The organism is Haemophilus sp. CCUG 66565, from assembly GCF_001679495.1.
Lineage (GTDB): Bacteria > Pseudomonadota > Gammaproteobacteria > Enterobacterales > Pasteurellaceae > Haemophilus > Haemophilus haemolyticus_K.
Genome location: NZ_LZOX01000011.1, coordinates 1 through 23,201, shown reverse-complemented (window position 1 = coordinate 23,201; position 23,201 = coordinate 1). Strand labels below are relative to the sequence as shown.

The window sequence follows — 23,201 nt, the reverse complement described above, 5'->3', positions numbered from 1 at the left end:
CAGAATACCAAGGACATAAATGAGTTGAGCAGTATAACTGCTCAACTGGTTCTTTGCAAGAAAAAATATGAATTAACCTTGACGTTGTTTATGCTTAGGATCGCTGCACAATACACGTACAACACCTTCACGTTTAACAATTTTACAGTTACGACACATTTTCTTTACGGAAGCACGAACTTTCATTGCTTATCCTTTTCTACTAAATGAACAATTATTGTCCAAAACCTTTAAGGTTTGCTTTTTTCAACGCAGACTCATATTGAGACGACATTAAGTGACTCTGAACCTGCACGATGAAATCCATAATTACAACGACTACAATTAAAAGAGATGTTCCACCGAAGTAAAATTTAACATCCCAAGCCGATGTCATAATATAAGGAACTAAACACACAAACGTTACATAAAGACCGCCAATCAGTGTAAGACGAGTCATAACTTTATCAATATAACGAGAGGTTTGTTCCCCTGGTCTAATTCCTGGAATAAATGCACCAGATTTTTTTAGATTATCTGCTGTATCTCGCGGATTATACTGCATTGCAGTGTAAAAGAAGCTAAAGAAAATAATTGCTACAGCATAAACAAGTAAATAAAGAGGCTGACCAGGATTCAACAACATAGATAAGTTATTTAACCACTCAAACTTATCATTTTGTCCAAACCATTGAGTTAAGGTAGCTGGAAATAAAATAATACTTGAGGCAAAAATTGCCGGCATTACGTTTGCCATATTTACTTTCAATGGTAAATGTGTCGAATGACCACCTAAAATTTGACGACCTTGTTGACGCTTTGCATATTCAACGCGAATTCTGCGCTGCCCTCTTTCAACAAAAACAACGAAATAAGTTACTGCAAATACAATAGCTGCGATCAGAAGAAGCACTAATGGATGCATCTGTCCTTGACGAGCCTGCTCAATAGTTTGAAGTATAGCTGATGGTAAACCAGCTACGATACCGCCAAAAACAAGAATTGAAATACCGTTACCAATACCTCTTTCAGTAATTTGTTCACCTAACCACATGAGGAACATAGTTCCAGTTACTAAGCTAACAACTGAAGTGAAATAAAAGCCAAATCCAACATTTGGCACTAAGCCAGGTAACATATTTGGTAAACCTGTTGAAATAGCTACTGCCTGAATGGTCGCAAAAACAACTGTCGCATACCGAGTATACTTAGAAATTTTACGTTGACCAGCAGCACCTTCTTTCTTTAATTCTGCTAAAGCAGGAGAAACCGTTGCAAGCAACTGAATTACAATAGATGCCGAGATATACGGCATAATACCTAATGCTAAGATAGATGCACGGCTTAATGCACCACCAGAGAACATGTTAAACATGTCAATGATGGTGCCTTTTTGTTGTTCAACTAATTGAGCTAGCACAGCCGCATCAATACCAGGAACCGGAATGAAAGAACCAATTCGGTAAACGATAAGCGCACCTAAAACGAAAAGTAATCGGCTTTTTAATTCACCTTTACCGCTATTAGTACTTCTTGCTTGATAACCTGGTTGTTTAGCCATTTGCTAATTATTCCTCAACTGAACCGCCAGCAGCTTCAATTGCTGCTTTTGCACCCTTAGTTACACGCAAACCACGAACTGTTACTGCAGATTTCACTTCACCCGCTAAAACTACTTTAGCGAATTGAATATCTTTAGTTAAGATATTTGCTGCTTTTAATGTTTCTAAGGTTACTACATTACCTTCAACTTTGGTTAACTCATTCAAACGAACTTCTGCAGTTACTGCAGCCTTCATTGAAGTAAAACCAAATTTTGGTAAACGACGGTATAACGGCATTTGACCACCTTCGAAACCGCGACGAACACCGCCACCAGTACGAGATTTTTGACCTTTATGACCACGGCCACCAGTCTTGCCTAAACCTGAACCAATACCACGACCGAGGCGTTTAGCGCTATGCTTTGCACCTTCAGCCGGAGATAGAGTATTTAAACGCATCTCTTACTCCTCCACTTTAACCATGTATGAAACTTGGTTAATCATACCACGTACTGCAGGCGTATCAATTAACTCAACAGTGTGGTGCATATGGCGAAGACCAAGACCACGCAAGGTAGCTTTATGCTTCGGTAAACGAGCAATTGAGCTACGAACTTGTGTTACTTTAATAGTTTTAGCCATTATTCATTACCCCAAGATTTCATCAACAGTTTTACCGCGTTTTGCAGCAACCATTTCTGGTGATTTCATGTTTGCTAATGCATCAATAGTTGCGCGAACAACGTTAATTGGGTTGGTAGAACCATACGCTTTAGAAAGAACGTTACGTACACCTGCAACTTCTAATACTGCACGCATTGCACCACCTGCGATGATACCTGTACCTTCGCTTGCTGGTTGCATAAATACACGTGAACCAGTATGAACACCTTTAACTGGATGCTGTAATGTACCTTCATTCAAAGCAACGTTAATCATATTACGACGTGCTTTTTCCATTGCTTTTTGGATCGCTGCTGGAACTTCGCGTGCTTTACCATAACCAAAACCTACTCGGCCATTACCATCGCCCACCACAGTTAATGCAGTGAAACTCATAATACGACCACCTTTTACAGTTTTTGATACACGGTTTACTGCGATTAGCTTCTCTTGCAGTTCACCAGCTTGTTTTTCGATGTTTGACATCTCAATTTACCTCATTAGAACTGTAGACCAGCTTCACGTGCAGCGTCCGCTAAAGTTTGGACACGACCATGATATTTAAAACCGGAACGATCAAAAGCAACAGCTTGAACGCCTTTTGCTAATGCGCGTTCTGCAACAGCTTTACCTACTGCAGCAGCAGCATCTTTATTACCGGTGTATTTTACTTGCTCACGAATTGCTTTCTCAACAGTTGAAGCAGCGGCAAGCACTTCTGAACCGTTTGGTGCAATAACTTGTGCATAAATATGACGTGGAGTGCGGTGAATAACTAAACGAGTTACACCTTGCTCTCTCATCATATGACGTGCACGAGCTGCACGACGGATACGAGCTGATTTCTTATCCATAGTGTTACCTTAATTATTTCTTCTTAGCCTCTTTGATACGTACCACTTCATCAGCGTAACGTACCCCTTTACCTTTATAAGGCTCAGGACGGCGATAAGCACGAATATCTGCTGCAACTTGACCGATCAACTGTTTGTCTGCACCTTTCAACACGATTTCGGTTTGAGATGGACATTCTGCAGTAATACCTGCTGGCAAAGTGTGCTCTACTGGGTGAGAATAGCCTAAACTTAATGCAATTGCATTGCCTTTAAGTTGAGCTCTGTAACCTACACCCACCAATACTAATTTTTTAGTGAAACCTTCAGTAACACCGATAACCATTGCATTAACTAACGCACGTGCAGTACCCGATTGAGCATTTGCTTCAACAAAACCTTCACGCGGAGTGAACGTAAATTGTCCGTTATCTTGTTTTACTTCAACTGATTCATGAATTGTGCGAGATAACTCGCCATTTTTACCTTTTACTGTTAATAGCTGACCGTCGAGTTTAACTTCAACGCCGGCAGGAATATTAACAGGTGCCTTTGCAACACGAGACATTTTCCTACCTCTCTATTAAGCTACATAACAGATGATCTCACCGCCTAAACCTGCTTGACGAGCAGCGCGGTCAGTCATAACACCTTTAGATGTAGAAATAACTGCAACACCTAAACCGCCCATAACTTTTGGCAATTCATCTTTACGTTTGTAAATACGAAGACCAGGACGACTTACACGTTGGATGCTTTCTACAACTGGTTTGCCTTGGAAATATTTTAAAGTAATTTCCAATTCAGGTTTAGCACCTTCTAAAACTTTTACGCTTTCGATATAACCTTCAGCAGCTAATACGTTGGCAATTGCCACTTTTAGCTTGGAAGAAGGCATATTGATTGCAACTTTGTTCGCAGCTTGACCGTTACGAATACGGGTCAGCATATCTGCGATTGGATCTTGCATACTCATTGTACTTTTTCTCCGATTCCAAAATAAAGTGGTATATTACCAGCTAGCTTTTTTAAGGCCTGGGATTTCACCGCGCATTGCAGCTTCACGAACCTTAATTCGGCTTAAACCAAACTTACGTAAAACGCCATGAGGACGTCCAGTTTGGCGGCAACGGTTACGTTGACGAGATGGGCTAGAATCACGTGGTAAAGTTTGTAACTTTAACACTGCATCCCAACGATCTTCATCAGAGGCATTGACATCAGAAATGATTTTCTTTAATTCAACACGTTTTGCGTAGAATTTTTCAGCCAATTTAACGCGTTTTACATCGCGTGCTTTCATTGATTGTTTAGCCATTATAACCTGCCTTATTTACGGAATGGGAAATTAAAGGCAGCAAGTAGTGCTTGACCTTCTTCATCATTCTTAGCAGTAGTTGTGATAGTGATATCTAAACCACGTACACGATCTACTTTATCGTAATCGATTTCAGGGAAGATGATTTGTTCACGCACACCCATGCTATAGTTACCACGACCATCGAATGATTTCGCGCTTAAACCGCGGAAGTCACGAATACGTGGAACAGCAATTGTAATTAAACGTTCAAAGAACTCCCACATACGCTCACCGCGTAGTGTTACTTTACAACCGATTGGATATCCCTGACGGATTTTAAAGCCAGCAACAGATTTACGAGCTTTAGTTACTAAAGGTTTTTGACCGCTGATTGCTGCTAAGTCCGCTACTGCGTTGTCTAGCAATTTTTTGTCGGTCAATGCTTCACCCACACCCATATTCAGGGTAATCTTTTCGATTCGTGGGACTTGCATGACAGATTTGTAGCCGAATTTATTTTTTAATTCGCTTACTACTTGATCTCTGTAGTAATCATGCAGTTTCGCCATCGCATTACTCCAGTTTGTTAGATAATTTCATTGTTAGATTTGAAGAAACGTACTTTTTTGCCATCTTCGAATCTAAAACCTACACGGTCAGCTTTATTTGTTTTAGGATTGAAAATCGCAACATTTGAAGCGTCAATTGCAGCTTCTTTTTTCACTAAACCACCAGCTTTTCCTAATGCAGGAACTGGTTTTTCATGTTTAGTAATGATGTTGATACCTTCCACAAACACTTTACCGTTTGGTAACACTTTAGTTACCTTGCCACGTTTGCCCTTATCTTTACCAGTAAGAACAATTACTTCATCATTTTGACGGATTTTAGCAGCCATTACATTCCCCTTACAGTACTTCTGGAGCTAAAGAAATGATCTTCATGAATTTCTCAGAACGAAGTTCACGAGTCACTGGTCCAAAAATACGAGTACCGATTGGTTGCTCAGTGTTATTATTTAAAATTACACAAGCGTTACCATCGAAACGAATAACTGAGCCATCTGGGCGACGAACACCCTTCTTGGTGCGCACAACAACTGCTTTTAATACATCACCTTTTTTTACTTTACCGCGTGGAATTGCTTCTTTTACAGTAATTTTGATGATGTCACCAATCGCAGCATAACGACGGTGCGATCCACCTAGAACCTTGATACACATTACGCTGCGAGCGCCTGAATTATCAGCAACATCCAGCATAGTCTGTTCTTGGATCATATTAGTGCTCCGTTAAGATTAAAAAAACACCCTTTCGGGACGAACCCATCCGCACTACTCGGATAGAACGGCGGATAGGTAGCGGATTTTATCAAAAGAAAAAGAGAAAGGCAATGATAATTTACCTTTATCCTCTAAACCCATTTACTAAAAGTGCGGTTGAAATTTACAATACTTTAAATGTAAAAAAGCCAATGGAATTAACCATTGGCCTTTTATTGTTACATTGTGAATTAAGCGATTACCGCTTTCTCAACAACACGAACTAAAGTCCAAGATTTGGTTTTTGATAGAGGGCGACATTCGCGAATCTCTACGGTATCACCAACTTTGGCTTCATTGTTCTCATCGTGTACGTGTAATTTAGTTGTACGACGGATAAATTTACCATATAAAGGGTGTTTTACCTTACGTTCAATAGCAACAACGAAAGATTTTTCCATTTTGTCGCTAACAACTTTACCTTGTACGCTACGAATTTTATCAGTCATTACTCACCCGCCTTTTCGGTTAATACAGTTTTTACACGTGCAATATCACGACGCACTTGTTTAGCCTGATGGGTTTGTTGAAGCTGACCGGTGGCTGTCTGCATACGCAACTTGAATTGTTCACCTAAAAGGTTTACTAATTCAGCATTCAGCTCTTCAACACTTTTTGTACGTAAATCTTGAGCTTTCATTACATCACCGTCTTAGTTACGAAAGTGGTCTTAACTGGCAATTTAGCAGCTGCTAATGCAAATGCGTTTCTTGCTACTTCTTCAGACACACCATCCATTTCATAAAGCACTTTACCCGGTTGGATTAAGGCTACCCAGTACTCAACGTTACCTTTACCTTTACCCATACGGACTTCTAATGGTTTTTCAGTAATTGGTTTATCTGGGAATACACGAATCCAGATTTTACCTTGACGTTTTACTGCACGTGACATTGCACGACGTGCCGCTTCGATTTGACGAGCGGTTAAACGACAACGACCAACTGCTTTTAAACCGTAAGTACCGAAGCTAACTTCAGTACCGCCCGCGATACCACGGTTGCGGCCTTTGTGAACTTTACGGAATTTTGTACGTTTTGGTTGCAACATTTAGCGTTTCTCCTTACTTACGACCTTTACCGCGAGGAGCCTTTTTAGGCTTGTCGGCAGGTTGTTGTTCTGATTGCGCAACGGCAGCCATTCCACCAAGAATTTCACCTTTGAAGATCCACACTTTAACGCCGATTACGCCGTAAGTTGTGTGAGCTTCTGCAGTGTTATAATCGATGTCCGCACGAAGAGTATGTAGAGGTACGCGACCTTCACGATACCATTCTGAACGTGCGATTTCTGCACCACCTAAACGACCGCTAACCTCAACTTTGATACCTTTAGCACCTAAACGCATTGCGCTTTGTACCGCACGTTTCATTGCACGACGGAACATTACACGACGTTCTAATTGAGAAGCGATGCTATCTGCAACTAATTTCGCATCTAATTCAGGTTTTTTCACTTCAGCAATGTTGATTTGAGCAGGAACGCCAGCGATTTTAGACACTGCGTTACGTAATTTTTCAACATCCTCGCCTTTTTTACCGATTACGATACCAGGGCGAGCTGTGTGAATAGTTACACGAATACTTTTAGCTGGACGCTCAATAGTAATACGTGAAACTGAAGCATTTGCTAATTCTTTATTTAAGAATTTGCGTACTTTGAAATCGCCTTCAAGATTGTCAGCGAAGTCTTGTGTATTCGCGAACCAAGTAGAGCTCCAAGGTTTAACAATACCTAGGCGAATACCATGTGGATGTACTTTTTGACCCATTGCTATTCCTCTACTTATTAACGATCTGACACAACCACAGTAATGTGGCTAGTACGTTTTAAAATACGATCTGCACGACCTTTAGCACGTGGCATAACACGTTTCATGCTAGGACCTTCATCAACGAAGATTTTAGCGACTTTAAGATCATCGATGTCTGCACCGTCATTGTGCTCTGCGTTTGCAATAGCTGATTCTAAAACTTTCTTCACTAAAGCTGCTGCTTTTTTGTTAGTGAAAGTTAAGATTTCTAATGCTTGCGCAACTTTTTTACCACGAATTAAATCGGCAACTAAGCGAGCTTTTTGGGCAGAAGTGCGAGCGTAACGATGTTTTGCGATAGTTTCCATCTATTTACCTCTTATTTCTTAGCTTTCTTATCTGCCGCGTGACCGCGGTATGTACGAGTCGGTGCAAATTCACCAAGCTTATGACCGATCATTTCATCAGATACATAAACAGGAACGTGCTGACGACCATTATGGACTGCGATGGTCAATCCGATCATTGATGGAATGATCATTGAACGACGGGACCAAGTTTTGATTGGTTTTTTATCCCCGCTTTCCACCGCCTTCTCTACCTTCTTCAACAAGTGTAGGTCAAGGAAAGGACCCTTCTTGAGAGAACGTGGCATGGCTAATCCTCTTTAATTTAATCTATTATTTGCCACGACGACGTACGATATATTTATCAGTACGTTTGTTGTGACGAGTTTTCTTACCTTTGGTTTGAACGCCCCAAGGAGTTACTGGGTGTTTACCAAAGTTACGACCTTCACCACCACCATGTGGGTGATCTACTGGGTTCATTGCAGTACCACGAACTGTAGGGCGAATACCTCTCCAGCGGTTAGCACCCGCTTTACCCAATACGCGAAGCATATGTTCTGAGTTACCAACTTCACCGATTGTTGCAACACATTCAGCTAATACTTTACGCATTTCGCCAGAACGTAAACGTAAAGTTACATAGTTGCCTTCACGTGCGATGATTTGTACATAAGCACCAGCAGAACGAGCGATTTGACCGCCTTTACCTGGTTTTAATTCAACGTTATGTACTGTTGAACCAACTGGGATATTACGCATTGGTAATGAGTTACCCACTTTAATTGGTGAGTTTACGCCAGCTTGGATTTGATCGCCTACTGACAGACCTTTAGGTGCTAAGATATAACGGCGTTCACCATCTTTATAAAGCACTAAAGCAATGTTAGCAGAACGGTTTGGATCATATTCTAAACGCTCAACAACCGCTGGGATGTCTAACTTGTTACGTTTGAAATCGATTAAACGGTAGTGTTGTTTGTGACCGCCACCAATGTGACGAGTAGTAATACGACCATAGTTGTTACGACCACCAGTTTTAGACTTAGTATCTAGAAGAGGTGCGTAAGGTTTACCCTTGTGTAATTCAGGGTTCACGATTTTAACAACGTGACGACGACCAGCGGAGGTCGGCTTACATTTAACGATAGCCATTCTCTAATTTCCTCCGATTACTCTGCACTGTCCACGAAGTCCAAGTTTTGGCCTTCGGCTAAAGTTACATAAGCTTTTTTCCAGTCGCTGCGACGACCCATTTTGCTACCACGGCGTTTAGTTTTACCTTTAACAACCACGGTACGAACAGAGTCAACTTTTACTTCAAATAATTGAGCAACAGCAGCAGCAATTTCAGCTTTGTTCGCATCTAAAGCAACTTTAAGTACAACAGTGTTAGATTTTTCAGCATTGTTAGTTGCTTTTTCAGAGATATGCGGTGCACGTAGCACGCTTAGCAAACGTTCTTGACTCATGCTAGGATCTCCTCAATTTGTTTCACAGCGTCAACAGTAACAATCACTTTATCGAAAGCGATTAAGCTAACTGGATCGATACCTTGAACATCACGTACATCAACTTTATATAAGTTACGTGCTGCTAAGAATAGATTTTCATCTAAACTTGCTGTGATAATTAATGCATCTTCAACTGCTAAATCTTTTAATTTTTGTACTAAAACTTTAGTTTTTGGTGCATCTAATTCGAATTTTTCAACAACAACCAAACGGTCTTGACGAACTAATTCAGAAAGAATGCTTTTGATAGCACCACGGTACATTTTCTTGTTCACTTTTTGGCTGTGATCTTGTGGTTTAGCCGCGAAGGTTATACCACCAGAACGCCAGATTGGTGATTTGATATCACCAGCACGAGCACGACCTGTACCTTTTTGACGCCAAGGTTTTTTACCTGAACCAGACACTTCAGCACGAGTTTTTTGCGCACGAGTACCTTGACGCGCACCTGCTGCATAAGCAACAACAACTTGGTGGATCAACGCTTCGTTAAACTCACGTCCGAAGGTAGTTTCAGAAACAGTTAGTGCGTTTGCACCTACAACTTGTAATTCCATCTCTATCTCCTAGACTTATGCTTTAACTGCTGGCTTAACGATAACATCGCCATTGATAGCACCAGGTACAGAACCTTTTACTAATAGCAATTTACGCTCAGCATCTACACGAACAACTTCAAGTGATTGAACAGTTACACGTTCAGCACCTAAATGTCCTGCCATTTTTTTACCTTTAAACACACGACCTGGAGTTTGGTTTTGACCAATAGAACCAAGTACACGATGTGATAAAGAGTTACCATGAGTCGCATCTTGAGTACGGAAGTTCCAACGTTTAACACCACCTTGGAAACCTTTACCTTTAGAAGTACCGGTAACATCTACTTTTTTAACATCTGCAAAGATGTCAACATTGATTTCTTGACCTAAAGTGAATTCTTCACCTTCAGTACGAAATTCCCATAAACCGCGACCAGCTTCAACACCTGCTTTCACGAAATGGCCTGCTTCAGGTTTAGTTACACGATTCGCTTTTTTAGAACCAGTAGTAACTTGAACTGCAGTATAGCCATCGTTTTCAAGAGTTTTAACTTGAGTTACGCGGTTGGCTTCGATTTCGATAACGGTAACTGGTACTGAAACACCGTCTTCATTGAAGATACGGGTCATACCAACTTTACGACCGACTAAACCAATCATTGTAATAACCTCTTAATTAACCTAGGCTGATCTGCACGTCCACGCCGGCAGCCAAATCTAAACGCATTAATGCATCAACAGTTTTTTCTGTTGGCTCTACGATATCTACTAAACGTTTGTGAGTACGAATTTCGTATTGGTCACGTGCGTCTTTATTTACGTGTGGAGAAATCAACACGGTGAAACGCTCTTTACGAGTTGGTAAAGGAATTGGACCACGAACTTGTGCACCAGTACGTTTAGCTGTTTCTACGATCTCCGCAGTAGATTGATCGATCAAACGGTGATCGAAAGCTTTTAAGCGGATACGGATTCTTTGGTTCTGCATTAGACCAGAGCTCCAATAAAATTTAGCTAATAAAAAACTAACACCAATCACAATTCTAACTTCAAAATAGAAAAGGAGGTGCAAGTTACCTGTTATATAGTCTCCAAATCGGAAACATTGTTTAGCGTGACATATCGTCATGCTCGTTTAATAAATGATTACATTAAACGGCTTTCATATTGAAAGCTCGCAAATACTACACAAAAGTTAAACAAATTGCAAGGGATTTATTCAAAGCAAATAAAAAGTGCGGTCATTTATCGCCGTATTTTCTCATCAAAAAACACTTAGAAAAATCACCGCACTTCACATATTAAAATTAATGATGGTTATCTAATAGCGTAATATGTCGTTTTGCTACAATCCACGCACCAACATATCCCATAATCAAACAGCACACTAATAAAAATACAAATTCACCAACGCCTAATCCATTCAAACTGAATTGGACGGCAAAAATATCCGTTACATATTTCACTGCAGAAGTAAAATAGCTGATAATAAAGCTACTAAAAATTGCTGCAACTAACCCACCTAACACGGCATAAATCATCCCTGTATAAAGATAAGGACGAAGAATAAATTGATCTGTTGCACCAAGCAATTTCATCACATCAATACTTGATCGGCTACTATACACATCAGAGCGAATACTGTTACCAATAACCAAAAATACCGCTATCGTCATTAATACAGTACAGAAAATTGCCACATGGGCGATTAACCAAGAAAGTGCGGTTAATTTTTCCATCCAGTCGTTATCCAAGCGAACTTCTTGTACCCCTTTAATTTTAGTTAAATTGGTACGTAACTCATCACGTTTTTCTGAAACATTAAATTCGCTCGTCGGTTTTACCATAACGACAGCAGGTAATGGATTATCATCTAGAATTTCTAATTCTTCGCCAAAGCCAGACCAGCTTTTAAATTCCTTTAAACTTTCTTGGCGAGAAACATAATTCAGTGATTCCACCCCTTCTTGTTGACGAATTTTCTCTACCACTAAATTCGCATCTTCTTCACTTAAATTCTTATGAAGATAAATCGTCAATTCACTTTCAGGATAAAATTGAGTGGTTGCTAAATGTAAATTTTTCCACATTAAATAGCTAACGGTTGGGATTGTCAGAGATACAGCAATCACCAAAATCGTGAGCAGCGTGCCAAATTTACGTTGCCATAAATCTGTCCATACTGCACGCAAAGTATAGGCTGTTTGAACAAAAAAGGATGCATCCGTTGGTCGGCTCATGATTATTCCTTAATAACGTAAATAACCTTGTTCAAGCACAAGACAAGGTTTTGGTTTTTGTTGAATTAAATTAATGTCGTGAGTAGCAATTAACACGGTCATTCCGAGACGATTAAATTCTTCAAACAAATTAAAAATGCCTAAAGAAAGTTCATCGTCTAAATTCCCCGTTGGTTCATCCGCTAGTAAGAGTTGAGGTTTATGCACAATCGCACGTGCAATATCAACGCGTTGCTGCTCCCCTCCAGAAATTTGTGGTGGCAAATAGTGCGCTTTATTACGCAACCCTACACGATCTAAAGATGCCATCGCACGTGTATGCGCATCTTTTGGATGCATACCTGCAATAATCAATGGCAATGCCACATTTTCCACCACCGTACGATCTGTTAATAAACGATAATCTTGGTGAACCATACCAATTTGGCGACGCAAAAATGGAATTTCATATTTTGACAAGCGAGTAATATCGTGTCCGTTAAACCAAATTTGACCCGCGTTGGCTTTTTCCATCCCCATAATAAGCTTGAGTAATGTACTTTTCCCTGCGCCTGAATGCCCAACTAAGTAAGTCATACTTCCCACTGGAAGATGAAAATTCAAGCCTTGTAACGCTGGCTGCGTTGCACCATGATAGGCTTTAGAAACATTTGAGAACTTAATCACAATTTTTCCTTATTCTTTTTATTCTTCATGAACGAATAATGCCTCAATAAATTCTTTGGCATTAAACCCACGTAAATCTTCAATTTTCTCGCCTACACCGATATAGCGAATAGGCAACTTAAACTGATCGGCTATGGCAAAAATCACGCCGCCTTTTGCCGTGCCATCTAATTTTGTTAGAGATATCCCCGTTAAACCAACAGCCTCATTAAATAACTTCGCTTGGCTAATAGCATTTTGTCCCGTGCCAGCATCCAGCGTAAGCATAATTTCATGTGGCGCAGTTTCATCATATTTTTTCATAACACGAACAATTTTTTTCAGTTCGTCCATTAAGTTATTTTTATTTTGCAGGCGACCCGCCGTATCCGCAATAAGAATATCAATATTTCGTGCAGCCGCTGATTGCATCGCATCAAAAATCACCGATGCAGAATCAGAACCGGTGCTTTGGGCAACAACTGGAATATGATTACGCTCGCCCCAAACTTGAAGCTGCTCAACAGCCGCTGCACGGAAAGTATCGCCCGCCGCAAGCATCACCGATTTTCCTTCAGCCTGAAATTTACGTGCAAGCTTACCAATTGTCGTCGTTTTACCTACGCCATTTACGCCCACCATTAAAATAACATAAGGTTTCTTCGTAGTATCAATCACAAGAGGCAGTGCCACTGGCTCAAGAATATCCGCCATTTCTACTTTTAATTGTTGATATAAAAGCTCAGCATCTTGTAATTCTTTGCGACTTGCATGTTCAGTCAAATTTTTGATGATTTTACTTGTTGTCGGCACGCCAATATCCGCAATCAAAAGTTGTTCTTCTAATTCTTCAAACAACTCGTCATCAATTTTCTTTCCTAAGAAAAAACTACGAAAACCTGCGCCAATATTTTGTTTGGTTTTCAGTAATCCCTTAACTAAACGACTAAAAAAGCCCCCTTCACTTGGCTTTTCGCGAGTTTCAATTTCAACAACAGGCTGAAGCTCATCTTTAATATCTTCAACAATTTCAGATTCAACCAAGGTTTCTGTAATTGGAAGATTATCTTCTAAATTTTTCGCTTCGATGATTTCTTCGACTGGCTTAAGTGAGGTTGAAATTTCCTGTATTTCTTCTTCAACTATTTCATTCGTCTCAATACTTTCAGCTAAAAACGGCTTAGAATCCACCGCACTTTCTACTGTCTCTAATTCAGACGGCTCTTCAACTAAATCATGAGTTTCAAGTTTTTCAATAGATGGCCCGATATCTTTAATCTTTTCTTCAATTGTCGGCTCAATTTTAGGTTCATCTTGCTTTTTATTACGCCCAAATAACGATGCCCAAAATCCGCCTTTTTTATTTTCTTCAGCCATAAAATGCTCTCTTAACTGCAATCCGATAAAAATGTCGTTTATTCTAGCAAAAAATCGTCTAAACTAAGCACAATTTTCAATAAAAATCGAATCTTTATGAAAAAAATACAAACGCCAAATGCAAAGGGCGAGGTTCGCATTATTGCTGGGCTATGGCGAGGGCGAAAACTTCCAGTATTAAATTCAGAAGGCTTACGCCCAACTGGCGATAGAGTGAAAGAAACGCTTTTTAATTGGTTAATGCCTTATATTCACCAGTCTGAATGTTTAGATGGCTTTGCAGGGAGCGGCTCATTAGGTTTTGAAGCACTTTCTCGCCAAGCGAAAAAGGTGACTTTTTTAGAACTAGATAAAATCGTCGCCAATCAATTAAAAAAGAATTTACAAACGCTCAAATGCTCATCAGAACAGGCTGAAGTAATTAATCAAAGTAGTTTGGATTTTCTAAAACAGCCTCAAAATCAACCGCACTTTGATGTGGTGTTTTTAGACCCACCCTTTCATTTTAATTTGGCAGAACAAGCAATTAACTTGCTTTGTGAAAATAATTGGCTAAAACCCAATGCGTTAATTTACGTAGAAACAGAGAAAGACAAACCGCTCATTACACCTGAAAACTGGACGTTATTGAAAGAAAAAACGACAGGAATGGTGAGTTATCGTTTATATCAAAATTAGAGAAAAAATTATGTTAGATATTGTTTTATATGAACCTGAGATCCCACAAAATACCGGCAATATTATCCGCCTTTGTGCCAATACAGGATTTCGCTTGCACTTAATTGAACCGCTAGGTTTCACCTGGGATGATAAACGCTTGCGCCGCTCAGGTTTGGATTATCACGAATTTGCGGAAATCAAACGCCACAAGACTTTTGAAGCCTTTTTAGAAAGCGAAAAACCCAAACGTCTCTTTGCACTTACAACAAAAGGCAGTCCAGCACATAGCCAGGTTAAGTTTGAACTTGGGGATTATTTAATGTTTGGCCCCGAAACTCGCGGCATTCCAATGTCAATTTTAAATGAAATGCCGATGGAACAAAAAATCCGTATTCCAATGACAGCCAATAGCCGCAGTATGAACTTGTCTAATTCTGTCGCAGTAACGGTTTATGAAGCGTGGCGACAATTAGGCTATGAAGGCGCAATCAATTTACCTGAAGCCAAATAAAAAATAGGTGATCGATAAAATCAACTCAATCACCCGTTTTTTTAAACTGCCTTATTCACTCAGTGAGTAAGGCAATACGACATACTCCAGCGGTACCCCATTTAGTAAGCGAAATTTTTGTTTAGCTGTCGTGTCGTTATTCATCACAACTTGCAACCATAAAACACCGTCTAAATTGACCGCACTTGTAATCGTGCCTGTTTTTCGCCAATTAGATTCAATCTGCATTTCGATTTCACTGCCAATTTCTACTTCCAGCTGGGTTTGTGCTTTAAAGACAAACATTGCGCGTTTATTCGCACCACGATATTTCGCGCGAGCCACGGTTTCTTGGCCAATATAACAACCTTTGGTAAAAGAAATTGCTTGCTCAATAATCTGTAAATTTAGCGCTTGTGGGATAAATTCATTTTGCGTTTTCGGGCTTAAATTTGGCAATCCAGCTTGAATATCGGCTACATCCCAAATTCTTGCATCGCCATTAAAATTCACAGGTAATTCAGTTTCATTCAATAAAATTGAACGCAGTCCATCGATTTCCCATGAAAAGTGCGGTGTAATTTTTCCACATTTTTCACCTATTAAGCCGATGATTTGCCAATCACGTAAATCAAAACTAACTTTGGAAAATACCGCATATTTTTTCAAGGCATCTAGCCCACTTGGCAATATATCTTTCTTAATCAGCAAAAAGAATTGTTCACTACTTACTTTAAACAAACGGTAAATTGCATTCATTTTACCTTTTGGATCGCAGTGAGCTGTAAGTGTTGTTGCGCCACTTGCTAATCGAATAACATCCGTGGTTAACTGCCCTTGCAAATATTTTTCTGCATCCGCACCATGTGCCTCAATCAGTTGATATTGAGTAAGAGAAATAAATTGAGACATTCTGCTTTCCTATTCTAAATTCTGAATTTGCTCACGCATTTGTTCGATAAGCACTTTTAGCTCAACCGCAGAAGCCGTGATATCGGCATTAATAGATTTTGACGCAAGCGTATTCGATTCACGATTCAATTCTTGCATCATAAAATCTAATTTACGACCAACTGCACCACCTTTTTTCAAAATATTCGTAGTTTCTTTCACGTGCATTTGTAAACGATCAAGCTCTTCCGCCACATCAACACGTTGAGCCAGTAAAATCATTTCTTGTTCCACACGTTGCTGATCAAGATTAATTTGAGCATCTTCAAAACGTTGTAATAAACGTTCACGTTGCCATTGTAAAACTGCCGGCATTTGTGACCGCACTTTATCCGCTTCCACAGCAATGGCATCTAAGCGTTGTTGAATAATGTCGTTAAGTTTTTCCCCTTCACGACCACGCATTGCAATAAAATCTGTCAGCAAATCATCAAAGGCTGTCAATAAATCTTGACTAATCGCATCTAAATCTTGCTCTTGCGCTTCCACCACACCAGGATAACGCAACACGTCTGTCAAATTAATTTCACCTTCTCCAGCCTGAGCTTTAATCCATTGCAAAGACTGAATAACTTGATTCGCAAGCTCTTTATTTAAATTCAATTCAGCATTTGTTTGTTTTTTTGTTTCAATGCGCAAAGAACATTCAATTTTACCGCGAGTAAGACTTTGACGAAGTTTTTCACGCAACGTGTTTTCTAATCCTCGGAATTGCTCTGGCAAACGAAAAAAGTTTTCTAAATAACGTTGGTTAACGGAACGAATTTCCCATACTGCATCGCCCCAATCTTTTTTCACTTCAAGGCGTGCAAAAGCGGTCATACTGTAAATCATAAGCTCTCCTATTTTTAGTTTTGTCTTAGTTGATTCGCTAAGTATTGTAACGAGATGAACACAGAAAGGGAAAAGAAAAGTGCGGTAAATAATAAAGATATTTTGTATTCTGTCGTTTACACGATGTAAATTTTAAAATACAATATTCGTAAATTTTTTATTACACAATAAGGAAGCAAACATGAACAAAACTGTAGGCAGCACACTTCTCGTTGCCGGTACGATGATTGGCGCGGGAATGTTGGCTATGCCGCTCACTTCCGCCGGCATCGGATTCGGCTTTACTTTAGTCTTATTATTAGGGCTTTGGGCATTATTAACTTTTAGCGCACTTTTATTCGTTGAGCTCTATCAAACTGCGGAAAGTGATGCGGGTATCGGCACACTCGCTGAACAATATTTTGGTAAAGCAGGACGCATTATTGCCACGGCAGTGCTCATTATTTTCTTATACGCATTAATTGCCGCTTATGTCAGCGGTGGCGGTTCACTACTAAAAGATTTATTACCAGAAAGTTTTGGCGATAAAGTCAGCATTTTATTATTCACCGTAATTTTCGGTTCATTTATCGTCATCGGTACACATAGCGTAGATAAAATTAATCGTGTGTTATTTTTCGTTATGCTTGCTGCCTTTGCCGTGGTGTTAAGCTTAATGTTGCCAGAAATCAAATTTGATAACTTAATGGCGACGCCAATTGATAACGCTTTAATTATCTCTGCAAGCCCTGTCTTTTTCACGGCATTTGGTTTCCACGGTTCCATTCCAAGCTTAAATAAATACTTAGGCGGTAACGTAAAAGCATTACGCATCTCTATTTTAGCGGGTTCAGCAATTACCCTTTGCGCTTATATTTTGTGGCAAATGTCGACGCACGGCTTGCTCACACAAAATGAGTTCTTACAAATCTTAAAAGAAGATGCCACCTTAAATGGTTTAGTAAAAGCAACGCTTGCTATCACTGGCAGTAACATTATCGCAGGTGCGGTAAAATTATTCTCAACTTTGGCGCTGGTTACTTCGTTCTTAGGCGTAGGGCTTGGCTTGTTGGAATGTATCGAAGATTTATTAAAACGAACCTTTAATATTTCTGCGGGGCGTATCACACTTGGCTTAATGACATTCATTCCTCCACTCGTCTTTGCGCTTTTCTATCCTGAAGGTTTTATTTTAGCGCTAGGCTACGCAGGTCAAATGTTTGCATTCTATGCCGTAGTATTGCCAGTTAGCCTTGTTTGGAAAGCTCGTCGTGCCCACGCTAATTTGCTATACAAAGTATGGGGAGGAAATCTGACTTTAATTATCGTATTGGTATTAGGCGTAATCATTACATCTATTCCATTTGCAATTCGTGCAGGTTACTTGCCATTTGTAGTGGGTTAAAAAACGAGGAAAAAACTTACCGCACTTTTTGATCTCCATAAAGCAAAACGCCGTTCAATAATGAACGGCGTTTTATATTTAATTATCGCGTTAAAGTGCGGTAAATTTTTAATGCGTTTTATGGCTTGTGCTATACAAAATTTTATCCGTATAAGCCAAGGCAATTGCCGACACTAAAAAGCCCAAGTGCAACAACAATTGCCACATCATCGTTTTTTCTGGTGTATTGCTTGCGTTCACAAAGGTTTGCAACATATGGATAGATGAAATGCCGATAATAGACATAGAAAGTTTAACCTTCAATACCGTCGCATTTACATGGCTCATCCATTCCGGCTGATCGGGGTGATTACGAGTACGCAATTTGGAAACGAAAATTTCATAGCCACCGATAGTCACCATCACCAGCAAGTTTGCGATCATCACGACATCAATCAAATTCAACACACCCAACATAATCGTGTTGGAATCCATCTCATTGACATTAATTACCAATGCCCATAAGCCTTTAATAAACTTATAAGAGTAGATCGCAAGAGTGACAATCAAGCCCAAATAGATCGGTACTTGCAACCAGCGACTAGCAAAAATTATTTTCGCGATAATATTCGATTGTTCGTTATATTTCGCATAAAGATCAACAGATTTGTTTTCTTCCATCTGATTTTATTCCTAAATTAAATAGTGGGTTAAATAAATAAAAAAACTGCAGGAAGATAGCAGTTTTTTTGAAAATAGCAATAAAGAAATCGAGTTATTGTTATTTTATTTATATGTCATATCAAATCGCAGGGTAATCCTATTCTTTATTCATCTCCCGGCTCTAAGGTCGTCAATCTAGCCAAATCAATCTGATTATTCAATAACTCCACTTCCGGCATCGTTTTATTCGCTTTTGCGGAAAGGGTTTTAAATCGTTCTACTTTGCCCACCAAGCCTTGTTGGCCAACAAGTGCGGTGACGGTGCTGTTATATTGGTTGCTGACAGTGGAAAGCGTATTGCCGAGCTTACTTAAACGTTCTGCGACCAAGCAAATTTGGTTATAAATTTCACCCGCTTTTTCAGCGATTTCTTTTGCCTCAGCATTACCGCGTTCGATGCGCCAGAGGTTTGCTACGGTGCGTAAAATCGGCATTAAGGTAGTGTGAGAAACCATAATTACATTACGTTCATAACCGTAATTAAATAAAGCAGGATCAGATTTTAAAGCCTCAATATACGCGGGTTCCACTGCAATAAACATAAGAACAAAATTTGGGCTACGCATGCCAATAAGATTGCTGTAATCTTTTTTATGCAGATCATTAATATGACTTTTCAATGCGGATATATGTTCTTTTAGTAAACGCTCACGTTCAAAATCATCGTCAGAATTCACCGCACTTTCGTAAGCCACCAATGACATTTTGCTGTCGATAATTAAGTGTTTTTCATCAGGTAAATTCAACACAAAATCAGGGTAATTGCGTCCACCTTGCTCGTCCTTAAAATGAGCTTGCGCGCGGCAATGCACATTTTCTTCAAGTCCAGCCAGTTGCAAAGCTCGTTCTAATTGCACTTCGCCCCAGTTACCTAAAGTTTTCTTTTCGCCTTTCAGCGCAGAAGTTAAATTACTCGCCTCTTGCGACATATTTAGACCAATTTCCAGCACTTTTTTAATTTCAGCTTCCAAGCCTGCATTACCTTTCACTGATTCGGAGTGAATTTCATTAACACGTTTTTGGAAACCTTCAATTTGCTCACGGAAAGGCTTGAGCAACGTTTCCAAGGCAGTTTGGTTTGATTGACTAAATGAACGACTTTTTTCATCTAAAATCCGATTGGCTAGATTCTGAAATTCCACGCCCAACTGCTGCTTAGATTGTTCAAAGTTCTGTTGTTGCGCTGAAAAATATTTTTCTTTCTCTGCTAAAGTTGTTTTTAATCCAGTCAACTCTTGGGAAAGTGCGGTCAATTTTTCAGTTAAATGTTGTTGCTCCTGTTCTTTACGAGATAACTGGCTTTGGCTATGTTGCAACTGGGCATTCAAACTTTCAGCTTGCGCAGAAGCGATCCCGAAGCGTTCTTTTAATGCGGTAATTTGCTCCGCGATGGCGGAATGGCGTGATTGTTCTTCATCCAGTTCTTGAGTGAGATAATGAATTTTTTCATCACGTTCATTGAGTCGAACTAACAATCCTTGGCTTTCTGTTTGAGCTTTAATAATTTGCTGTTCTAATTGATTTTTAAGGCTATTTATCCCATCAAATTTTGATGCCAGTTGATTATAATCTTCTGTGGTTTTATGAAGCGTTTTATGAAGTAAAGCATATTTCTGCTGAAATAGAATCAGCAGTAAAATCAAGACAATAGAAACAACGCCCATCACCCATAATAACGACATATCCGACATAACGCCCCCTTTAATTTAAGGCTTGAATTGTACCATAGAAATCCGTCTATCTCCTTCCAAGGAAGGCAATAATCTAAATTAACAAAAAACCCGACTTTCGCCGGGTTTTTATTTTACTTACAAGTTAATTACCATTGGTAGCCAACACTTGCACTTGCGCCTGCATGGCCTTGTGAATTGCTGTTTACTGTGAATTTAACCCCAACTTTACCATTATCTGATAAGCGAGAGTAACCCACCGCTAACGCATTTTGTCCACGATATGTACCTGCACCGACAGACACCATAGATTTACCTGCTGTCGTAACATGATATAACCCACCAGATGCTAAAGCACCTGCAATACCTGCACGTAAGCCTTTATCAACATTATTGATTTGATTGCTGATATTACCTGCAACATATTTCAATTGGTTTACATTCACAGCATCGGTGCCATCTTTACCTGGAGCAACATTGGTAATACGTTTACCACCAGCATTGATACCGTTTTCGTTGATATTAACATCACCCACTTTCACTTTATTTGCAGTGACAGAGTTTACTTTAATATCATCTTTCATCGATACTTTTACACCGTTTTCATCTGCAGTCGTGGTAATGTTTTTACCATCACCATTGACAGCCACCTTGCTACCTAGTTTTTTCACACCAGTAGTGCCGTGATCTGCATTAAAGGTTAAACCTTTCGTGGTGACTTCTGTATGCGCATCTACACCTTTCTTGATATCTTCTTTCGTTTCCTTTGAAAGATCAACGGTATAGTCAGTAACAGTTGTTGAACCATCTTTATGCGTATTAGCAGCTTTTGTCACTTCAACATGATTAGAACCAGCTTTAACTGCTGCAGAAGTATCATTAATACCTTTCGCACTCACTTTATAGATAGTTTGACCATTAGCACCTACTCGTGAAGTTACATCAATATGATCGCCAGCTTCAACCTCTGTTTTAGCGGCTTTTAATTGTTTGACGTTTACTGCATCAGTATCTTTTTCACCAGCTTTTACATTGGTAATATTAGTTTCTTTACCATCCGCTCCAGAGACTTGCAAGCCTCTCTCTGTCTGCGTTAATTTAACTTTTACTGTACCAGTTTCATCAATGATGTTGATGCCCTCAACTTCAGGTGTTTTCTTAATGGAAACAGTAACAGTATCGCCATTTACTGTTGTCATTACATTTTTACCATTGTCAAATTGGTCAGCATCAGTATTACCTTCACCGCCTTTAATATTAACAGTTGAGTTTAACTTCGCGTTATGAGGTGTACCACTATTACCTGCGAAAGTTAATCCGCCCTTAGCAACCTCAGATTTGAAGTCTTTCAACTGTTTTACATTTACTGCATCAGTATCATTTTTACCTTCTGCAACATTGGTTATTGTGTTGCCACCGTTGTTTAAGCCTGAGTCGGTTAAAGAAACGGTTTTGCTGTCATCGTTTGAATTAGCTGGTTTAATGGTAATGCCACTATTTGTGATATTTGTTACAGCACTGCTGTCGCCATCTTTAAACTCGGCAGAAGTTAAACCTTTCAGCTCTTTGGCTAATTGAACTTTCAGTTTTCCACCAACATTATTCACACCAATGTTCTTGTCAGATAATTTGTCTTTATCCGCACCACCAATAATATCGATAATGTTGTTGAGTTTTTTCGCAATCACCTTATCTTTTTGATGTTCAGTTTGACCCTCTCCTGGTTGTGCATCATCGCCAGCATACTTCACGCCATCATCAAGCGTTGCCACTTCATGCTTAATGGTCTCGGTGCTTCCAGCATCTTTAGGTGTTTCATACACAATGCGAGTCATTGTGGCAGATTCTTTACCATCCTTGCCATCTTTTCCATCGACGCCAGATGGACCTTGAGCTCCCTTAATGGTTAAACCATTTTCACCATTTTTACCGGTTAAACCGATAGAGCCATCTTGACCATTAACAACGACACCTGCACCATCTTTACCGTCATTTCCATTTTTACCGTCTTTACTTAACTTACCAATGGTTATCTTGTCATTTAATCCATAAGTGTAAGTGACATTACCCTCATTCACATTTTGGTTAAGTGTTAGGTTGTCATCAGAGGCAAAGTTAACTGCTTTTCCACTTGTAATTGTCGTGTTAGTCGGTTTGCCGTTTGTGCTGCCTGTTGCATTCGCACTTGTTGCATTGGTATCGAAACTGTAATTGTTAATAGATTTAGCAAACTCACTGAAATCAATTTCAGCTGTCTTGCCTGATACCTCGTTACCATGACCATCGGTATATTTTAAGGTCACTTTGTTGTCTTTAACTGTATACGGCTTGCCGCTCTCCGTTGGTGTGATATGCCATTCATTTGAGCGCAATGCGTCAGCCGTATTGTGTAAGTCAGAAACATTTACCGCAGCATTTGGTGTACCTGTAGCTGATGCAGCAACCTCTAATTTA

34 protein-coding genes are annotated in these 23,201 nt (G+C 39.7%); 3 read left to right on the top strand and 31 right to left on the bottom strand.

Features of this window, described 5'->3' with window-relative positions; all coding sequences use genetic code 11:
* Nucleotides 1-72: 72 nt before the first annotated feature.
* The 26 genes from rpmJ to ftsY all read right to left on the bottom strand — a co-directional run bounded on the left by rpmJ (nucleotide 73) and on the right by ftsY (nucleotide 14,056).
* Nucleotides 73-186: a 50S ribosomal protein L36 gene (gene rpmJ / locus A9501_RS03360; protein ID WP_005625868.1), complete on the bottom strand. Its 114-nt coding sequence runs from the start codon at nucleotides 184-186 to the stop codon at nucleotides 73-75.
* A 28-nt stretch (nucleotides 187-214) separates the two neighbouring features.
* Complete coding sequence (gene secY / locus A9501_RS03355) at nucleotides 215-1,540, bottom strand: preprotein translocase subunit SecY (protein WP_005625869.1); 1,326 nt, start codon at nucleotides 1,538-1,540, stop codon at nucleotides 215-217.
* A 7-nt stretch (nucleotides 1,541-1,547) separates the two neighbouring features.
* Nucleotides 1,548-1,982: a 50S ribosomal protein L15 gene (gene rplO / locus A9501_RS03350; protein ID WP_005625870.1), complete on the bottom strand. Its 435-nt coding sequence runs from the start codon at nucleotides 1,980-1,982 to the stop codon at nucleotides 1,548-1,550.
* Nucleotides 1,983-1,985: 3 nt separating this feature from the next.
* A complete protein-coding gene (gene rpmD, locus A9501_RS03345) occupies nucleotides 1,986-2,165 on the bottom strand; it encodes a 50S ribosomal protein L30 (RefSeq protein ID WP_005543631.1) in 180 nt (59 codons plus the stop codon).
* A 6-nt stretch (nucleotides 2,166-2,171) separates the two neighbouring features.
* The gene (gene rpsE / locus A9501_RS03340) at nucleotides 2,172-2,672 is read right to left on the bottom strand and encodes a 30S ribosomal protein S5 (RefSeq protein WP_046943115.1); all 501 of its coding nucleotides are present in this window, start codon (nucleotides 2,670-2,672) and stop codon (nucleotides 2,172-2,174) included.
* 14 nt (nucleotides 2,673-2,686) lie between these two features.
* On the bottom strand, nucleotides 2,687-3,040 hold the full coding sequence (rplR, locus tag A9501_RS03335; protein ID WP_005625873.1) for a 50S ribosomal protein L18: 354 nt from the start codon (nucleotides 3,038-3,040) through the stop codon (nucleotides 2,687-2,689).
* Between the two features lie 13 nt (nucleotides 3,041-3,053).
* Nucleotides 3,054-3,587, bottom strand: a complete 534-nt coding sequence (rplF, locus tag A9501_RS03330) for a 50S ribosomal protein L6 (RefSeq protein ID WP_009500767.1) — start codon at nucleotides 3,585-3,587, stop codon at nucleotides 3,054-3,056.
* Nucleotides 3,588-3,602: 15 nt separating this feature from the next.
* Complete coding sequence (gene rpsH, locus A9501_RS03325) at nucleotides 3,603-3,995, bottom strand: 30S ribosomal protein S8 (protein WP_005625877.1); 393 nt, start codon at nucleotides 3,993-3,995, stop codon at nucleotides 3,603-3,605.
* A 36-nt stretch (nucleotides 3,996-4,031) separates the two neighbouring features.
* Nucleotides 4,032-4,337 carry a 30S ribosomal protein S14 gene (gene rpsN, locus A9501_RS03320; protein ID WP_005625879.1) on the bottom strand — a complete coding sequence of 102 codons (306 nt, stop codon included), beginning with the start codon at nucleotides 4,335-4,337 and terminating at the stop codon, nucleotides 4,032-4,034.
* 11 nt (nucleotides 4,338-4,348) lie between these two features.
* The gene (gene rplE, locus A9501_RS03315; protein ID WP_005625881.1) at nucleotides 4,349-4,888 is read right to left on the bottom strand and encodes a 50S ribosomal protein L5; all 540 of its coding nucleotides are present in this window, start codon (nucleotides 4,886-4,888) and stop codon (nucleotides 4,349-4,351) included.
* A 17-nt stretch (nucleotides 4,889-4,905) separates the two neighbouring features.
* Nucleotides 4,906-5,217, bottom strand: coding sequence for a 50S ribosomal protein L24 (gene rplX / locus A9501_RS03310; RefSeq protein ID WP_005635734.1), 312 nt, complete (start codon nucleotides 5,215-5,217; stop codon nucleotides 4,906-4,908).
* A gap of 10 nt (nucleotides 5,218-5,227) precedes the next feature.
* Nucleotides 5,228-5,599: a 50S ribosomal protein L14 gene (rplN, locus tag A9501_RS03305; protein ID WP_005548786.1), complete on the bottom strand. Its 372-nt coding sequence runs from the start codon at nucleotides 5,597-5,599 to the stop codon at nucleotides 5,228-5,230.
* 233 nt (nucleotides 5,600-5,832) lie between these two features.
* Nucleotides 5,833-6,090: a 30S ribosomal protein S17 gene (rpsQ, locus tag A9501_RS03300; RefSeq protein ID WP_005625886.1), complete on the bottom strand. Its 258-nt coding sequence runs from the start codon at nucleotides 6,088-6,090 to the stop codon at nucleotides 5,833-5,835.
* Nucleotides 6,090-6,281 (bottom strand): 50S ribosomal protein L29, encoded by a 192-nt coding sequence (gene rpmC / locus A9501_RS03295; protein WP_005625888.1) that lies wholly within the window; start codon nucleotides 6,279-6,281, stop codon nucleotides 6,090-6,092. The genes rpsQ and rpmC overlap by 1 nt, the downstream gene beginning before the upstream one ends.
* Nucleotides 6,281-6,691 (bottom strand): 50S ribosomal protein L16, encoded by a 411-nt coding sequence (gene rplP / locus A9501_RS03290; RefSeq protein WP_005625890.1) that lies wholly within the window; start codon nucleotides 6,689-6,691, stop codon nucleotides 6,281-6,283. Before rplP ends, rpmC begins: the two co-directional genes overlap by 1 nt.
* A 13-nt stretch (nucleotides 6,692-6,704) precedes the next feature.
* The gene (gene rpsC / locus A9501_RS03285; protein WP_005625894.1) at nucleotides 6,705-7,412 is read right to left on the bottom strand and encodes a 30S ribosomal protein S3; all 708 of its coding nucleotides are present in this window, start codon (nucleotides 7,410-7,412) and stop codon (nucleotides 6,705-6,707) included.
* A 17-nt stretch (nucleotides 7,413-7,429) separates the two neighbouring features.
* The gene (rplV, locus tag A9501_RS03280) at nucleotides 7,430-7,762 is read right to left on the bottom strand and encodes a 50S ribosomal protein L22 (protein WP_005625897.1); all 333 of its coding nucleotides are present in this window, start codon (nucleotides 7,760-7,762) and stop codon (nucleotides 7,430-7,432) included.
* An 11-nt stretch (nucleotides 7,763-7,773) separates the two neighbouring features.
* On the bottom strand, nucleotides 7,774-8,049 hold the full coding sequence (gene rpsS / locus A9501_RS03275) for a 30S ribosomal protein S19 (RefSeq protein WP_005539416.1): 276 nt from the start codon (nucleotides 8,047-8,049) through the stop codon (nucleotides 7,774-7,776).
* Between the two features lie 25 nt (nucleotides 8,050-8,074).
* On the bottom strand, nucleotides 8,075-8,896 hold the full coding sequence (rplB, locus tag A9501_RS03270) for a 50S ribosomal protein L2 (protein ID WP_005625898.1): 822 nt from the start codon (nucleotides 8,894-8,896) through the stop codon (nucleotides 8,075-8,077).
* Between the two features lie 17 nt (nucleotides 8,897-8,913).
* Nucleotides 8,914-9,213: a 50S ribosomal protein L23 gene (gene rplW / locus A9501_RS03265; RefSeq protein ID WP_005625900.1), complete on the bottom strand. Its 300-nt coding sequence runs from the start codon at nucleotides 9,211-9,213 to the stop codon at nucleotides 8,914-8,916.
* Nucleotides 9,210-9,812, bottom strand: coding sequence for a 50S ribosomal protein L4 (rplD, locus tag A9501_RS03260; protein WP_005625901.1), 603 nt, complete (start codon nucleotides 9,810-9,812; stop codon nucleotides 9,210-9,212). The genes rplW and rplD overlap by 4 nt, the downstream gene beginning before the upstream one ends.
* A 15-nt stretch (nucleotides 9,813-9,827) precedes the next feature.
* Entirely contained in the window at nucleotides 9,828-10,454 is a 627-nt protein-coding gene (gene rplC / locus A9501_RS03255) for a 50S ribosomal protein L3 (RefSeq protein ID WP_005632753.1), read from the bottom strand.
* 16 nt (nucleotides 10,455-10,470) lie between these two features.
* Nucleotides 10,471-10,782: a 30S ribosomal protein S10 gene (rpsJ, locus tag A9501_RS03250; protein WP_001181005.1), complete on the bottom strand. Its 312-nt coding sequence runs from the start codon at nucleotides 10,780-10,782 to the stop codon at nucleotides 10,471-10,473.
* Between the two features lie 319 nt (nucleotides 10,783-11,101).
* The gene (gene ftsX, locus A9501_RS03245) at nucleotides 11,102-12,034 is read right to left on the bottom strand and encodes a permease-like cell division protein FtsX (protein ID WP_065264903.1); all 933 of its coding nucleotides are present in this window, start codon (nucleotides 12,032-12,034) and stop codon (nucleotides 11,102-11,104) included.
* Nucleotides 12,035-12,043: 9 nt separating this feature from the next.
* Nucleotides 12,044-12,700: a cell division ATP-binding protein FtsE gene (gene ftsE, locus A9501_RS03240; RefSeq protein ID WP_005635730.1), complete on the bottom strand. Its 657-nt coding sequence runs from the start codon at nucleotides 12,698-12,700 to the stop codon at nucleotides 12,044-12,046.
* A gap of 18 nt (nucleotides 12,701-12,718) precedes the next feature.
* On the bottom strand, nucleotides 12,719-14,056 hold the full coding sequence (gene ftsY, locus A9501_RS03235; RefSeq protein WP_065264902.1) for a signal recognition particle-docking protein FtsY: 1,338 nt from the start codon (nucleotides 14,054-14,056) through the stop codon (nucleotides 12,719-12,721).
* A 96-nt stretch (nucleotides 14,057-14,152) separates the two neighbouring features.
* On the opposite strand from ftsY, the gene rsmD reads away from it, so the two are divergent.
* Nucleotides 14,153-14,734 (top strand): 16S rRNA (guanine(966)-N(2))-methyltransferase RsmD, encoded by a 582-nt coding sequence (gene rsmD / locus A9501_RS03230; protein ID WP_046943119.1) that lies wholly within the window; start codon nucleotides 14,153-14,155, stop codon nucleotides 14,732-14,734.
* Nucleotides 14,735-14,744: 10 nt separating this feature from the next.
* Complete coding sequence (trmL, locus tag A9501_RS03225) at nucleotides 14,745-15,227, top strand: tRNA (uridine(34)/cytosine(34)/5-carboxymethylaminomethyluridine(34)-2'-O)-methyltransferase TrmL (protein ID WP_048952544.1); 483 nt, start codon at nucleotides 14,745-14,747, stop codon at nucleotides 15,225-15,227.
* A 51-nt stretch (nucleotides 15,228-15,278) separates the two neighbouring features.
* Here trmL and ygfZ read toward each other — a convergent pair whose 3' ends face one another.
* Entirely contained in the window at nucleotides 15,279-16,118 is an 840-nt protein-coding gene (gene ygfZ, locus A9501_RS03220; protein ID WP_065264901.1) for a CAF17-like 4Fe-4S cluster assembly/insertion protein YgfZ, read from the bottom strand.
* Between the two features lie 9 nt (nucleotides 16,119-16,127).
* Nucleotides 16,128-16,991 carry a YicC/YloC family endoribonuclease gene (locus A9501_RS03215; RefSeq protein WP_065264900.1) on the bottom strand — a complete coding sequence of 288 codons (864 nt, stop codon included), beginning with the start codon at nucleotides 16,989-16,991 and terminating at the stop codon, nucleotides 16,128-16,130.
* 181 nt (nucleotides 16,992-17,172) lie between these two features.
* Between A9501_RS03215 and A9501_RS03210 the strand changes: the two genes are divergently transcribed.
* On the top strand, nucleotides 17,173-18,375 hold the full coding sequence (locus A9501_RS03210) for an aromatic amino acid transporter (RefSeq protein WP_065264899.1): 1,203 nt from the start codon (nucleotides 17,173-17,175) through the stop codon (nucleotides 18,373-18,375).
* Between the two features lie 108 nt (nucleotides 18,376-18,483).
* Here A9501_RS03210 and A9501_RS03205 read toward each other — a convergent pair whose 3' ends face one another.
* The 3 genes from A9501_RS03205 to A9501_RS03195 all read right to left on the bottom strand — a co-directional run.
* Entirely contained in the window at nucleotides 18,484-19,035 is a 552-nt protein-coding gene (locus A9501_RS03205; protein ID WP_065264898.1) for a TIGR00645 family protein, read from the bottom strand.
* A gap of 146 nt (nucleotides 19,036-19,181) precedes the next feature.
* Entirely contained in the window at nucleotides 19,182-20,768 is a 1,587-nt protein-coding gene (gene rmuC / locus A9501_RS03200; protein ID WP_065264897.1) for a DNA recombination protein RmuC, read from the bottom strand.
* A gap of 128 nt (nucleotides 20,769-20,896) precedes the next feature.
* The coding region (locus A9501_RS03195) for a YadA family autotransporter adhesin (protein WP_179855776.1) at nucleotides 20,897-23,201 on the bottom strand (2,305 nt) is incomplete at its 5' end.

What these genes read in the sequence shown, in the direction of transcription:
- rpmJ (WP_005625868.1), bottom strand. Translation starts at nt 186, where the DNA reads ATGAAAGTTCGTGCTTCCGTAAAGAAAATGTGTCGTAACTGTAAAATT.
- secY (WP_005625869.1), bottom strand. Translation starts at nt 1,540, where the DNA reads ATGGCTAAACAACCAGGTTATCAAGCAAGAAGTACTAATAGCGGTAAA.
- rplO (WP_005625870.1), bottom strand. Translation starts at nt 1,982, where the DNA reads ATGCGTTTAAATACTCTATCTCCGGCTGAAGGTGCAAAGCATAGCGCT.
- rpmD (WP_005543631.1), bottom strand. Translation starts at nt 2,165, where the DNA reads ATGGCTAAAACTATTAAAGTAACACAAGTTCGTAGCTCAATTGCTCGT.
- rpsE (WP_046943115.1), bottom strand. Translation starts at nt 2,672, where the DNA reads ATGTCAAACATCGAAAAACAAGCTGGTGAACTGCAAGAGAAGCTAATC.
- rplR (WP_005625873.1), bottom strand. Translation starts at nt 3,040, where the DNA reads ATGGATAAGAAATCAGCTCGTATCCGTCGTGCAGCTCGTGCACGTCAT.
- rplF (WP_009500767.1), bottom strand. Translation starts at nt 3,587, where the DNA reads ATGTCTCGTGTTGCAAAGGCACCTGTTAATATTCCTGCCGGCGTTGAA.
- rpsH (WP_005625877.1), bottom strand. Translation starts at nt 3,995, where the DNA reads ATGAGTATGCAAGATCCAATCGCAGATATGCTGACCCGTATTCGTAAC.
- rpsN (WP_005625879.1), bottom strand. Translation starts at nt 4,337, where the DNA reads ATGGCTAAACAATCAATGAAAGCACGCGATGTAAAACGCGTTAAATTG.
- rplE (WP_005625881.1), bottom strand. Translation starts at nt 4,888, where the DNA reads ATGGCGAAACTGCATGATTACTACAGAGATCAAGTAGTAAGCGAATTA.
- rplX (WP_005635734.1), bottom strand. Translation starts at nt 5,217, where the DNA reads ATGGCTGCTAAAATCCGTCAAAATGATGAAGTAATTGTTCTTACTGGT.
- rplN (WP_005548786.1), bottom strand. Translation starts at nt 5,599, where the DNA reads ATGATCCAAGAACAGACTATGCTGGATGTTGCTGATAATTCAGGCGCT.
- rpsQ (WP_005625886.1), bottom strand. Translation starts at nt 6,090, where the DNA reads ATGACTGATAAAATTCGTAGCGTACAAGGTAAAGTTGTTAGCGACAAA.
- rpmC (WP_005625888.1), bottom strand. Translation starts at nt 6,281, where the DNA reads ATGAAAGCTCAAGATTTACGTACAAAAAGTGTTGAAGAGCTGAATGCT.
- rplP (WP_005625890.1), bottom strand. Translation starts at nt 6,691, where the DNA reads ATGTTGCAACCAAAACGTACAAAATTCCGTAAAGTTCACAAAGGCCGC.
- rpsC (WP_005625894.1), bottom strand. Translation starts at nt 7,412, where the DNA reads ATGGGTCAAAAAGTACATCCACATGGTATTCGCCTAGGTATTGTTAAA.
- rplV (WP_005625897.1), bottom strand. Translation starts at nt 7,762, where the DNA reads ATGGAAACTATCGCAAAACATCGTTACGCTCGCACTTCTGCCCAAAAA.
- rpsS (WP_005539416.1), bottom strand. Translation starts at nt 8,049, where the DNA reads ATGCCACGTTCTCTCAAGAAGGGTCCTTTCCTTGACCTACACTTGTTG.
- rplB (WP_005625898.1), bottom strand. Translation starts at nt 8,896, where the DNA reads ATGGCTATCGTTAAATGTAAGCCGACCTCCGCTGGTCGTCGTCACGTT.
- rplW (WP_005625900.1), bottom strand. Translation starts at nt 9,213, where the DNA reads ATGAGTCAAGAACGTTTGCTAAGCGTGCTACGTGCACCGCATATCTCT.
- rplD (WP_005625901.1), bottom strand. Translation starts at nt 9,812, where the DNA reads ATGGAATTACAAGTTGTAGGTGCAAACGCACTAACTGTTTCTGAAACT.
- rplC (WP_005632753.1), bottom strand. Translation starts at nt 10,454, where the DNA reads ATGATTGGTTTAGTCGGTCGTAAAGTTGGTATGACCCGTATCTTCAAT.
- rpsJ (WP_001181005.1), bottom strand. Translation starts at nt 10,782, where the DNA reads ATGCAGAACCAAAGAATCCGTATCCGCTTAAAAGCTTTCGATCACCGT.
- ftsX (WP_065264903.1), bottom strand. Translation starts at nt 12,034, where the DNA reads ATGAGCCGACCAACGGATGCATCCTTTTTTGTTCAAACAGCCTATACT.
- ftsY (WP_065264902.1), bottom strand. Translation starts at nt 14,056, where the DNA reads ATGGCTGAAGAAAATAAAAAAGGCGGATTTTGGGCATCGTTATTTGGG.
- rsmD (WP_046943119.1), top strand. Translation starts at nt 14,153, where the DNA reads ATGAAAAAAATACAAACGCCAAATGCAAAGGGCGAGGTTCGCATTATT.
- trmL (WP_048952544.1), top strand. Translation starts at nt 14,745, where the DNA reads ATGTTAGATATTGTTTTATATGAACCTGAGATCCCACAAAATACCGGC.
- ygfZ (WP_065264901.1), bottom strand. Translation starts at nt 16,118, where the DNA reads ATGTCTCAATTTATTTCTCTTACTCAATATCAACTGATTGAGGCACAT.
- A9501_RS03215 (WP_065264900.1), bottom strand. Translation starts at nt 16,991, where the DNA reads ATGATTTACAGTATGACCGCTTTTGCACGCCTTGAAGTGAAAAAAGAT.
- A9501_RS03210 (WP_065264899.1), top strand. Translation starts at nt 17,173, where the DNA reads ATGAACAAAACTGTAGGCAGCACACTTCTCGTTGCCGGTACGATGATT.
- A9501_RS03205 (WP_065264898.1), bottom strand. Translation starts at nt 19,035, where the DNA reads ATGGAAGAAAACAAATCTGTTGATCTTTATGCGAAATATAACGAACAA.
- rmuC (WP_065264897.1), bottom strand. Translation starts at nt 20,768, where the DNA reads ATGTCGGATATGTCGTTATTATGGGTGATGGGCGTTGTTTCTATTGTC.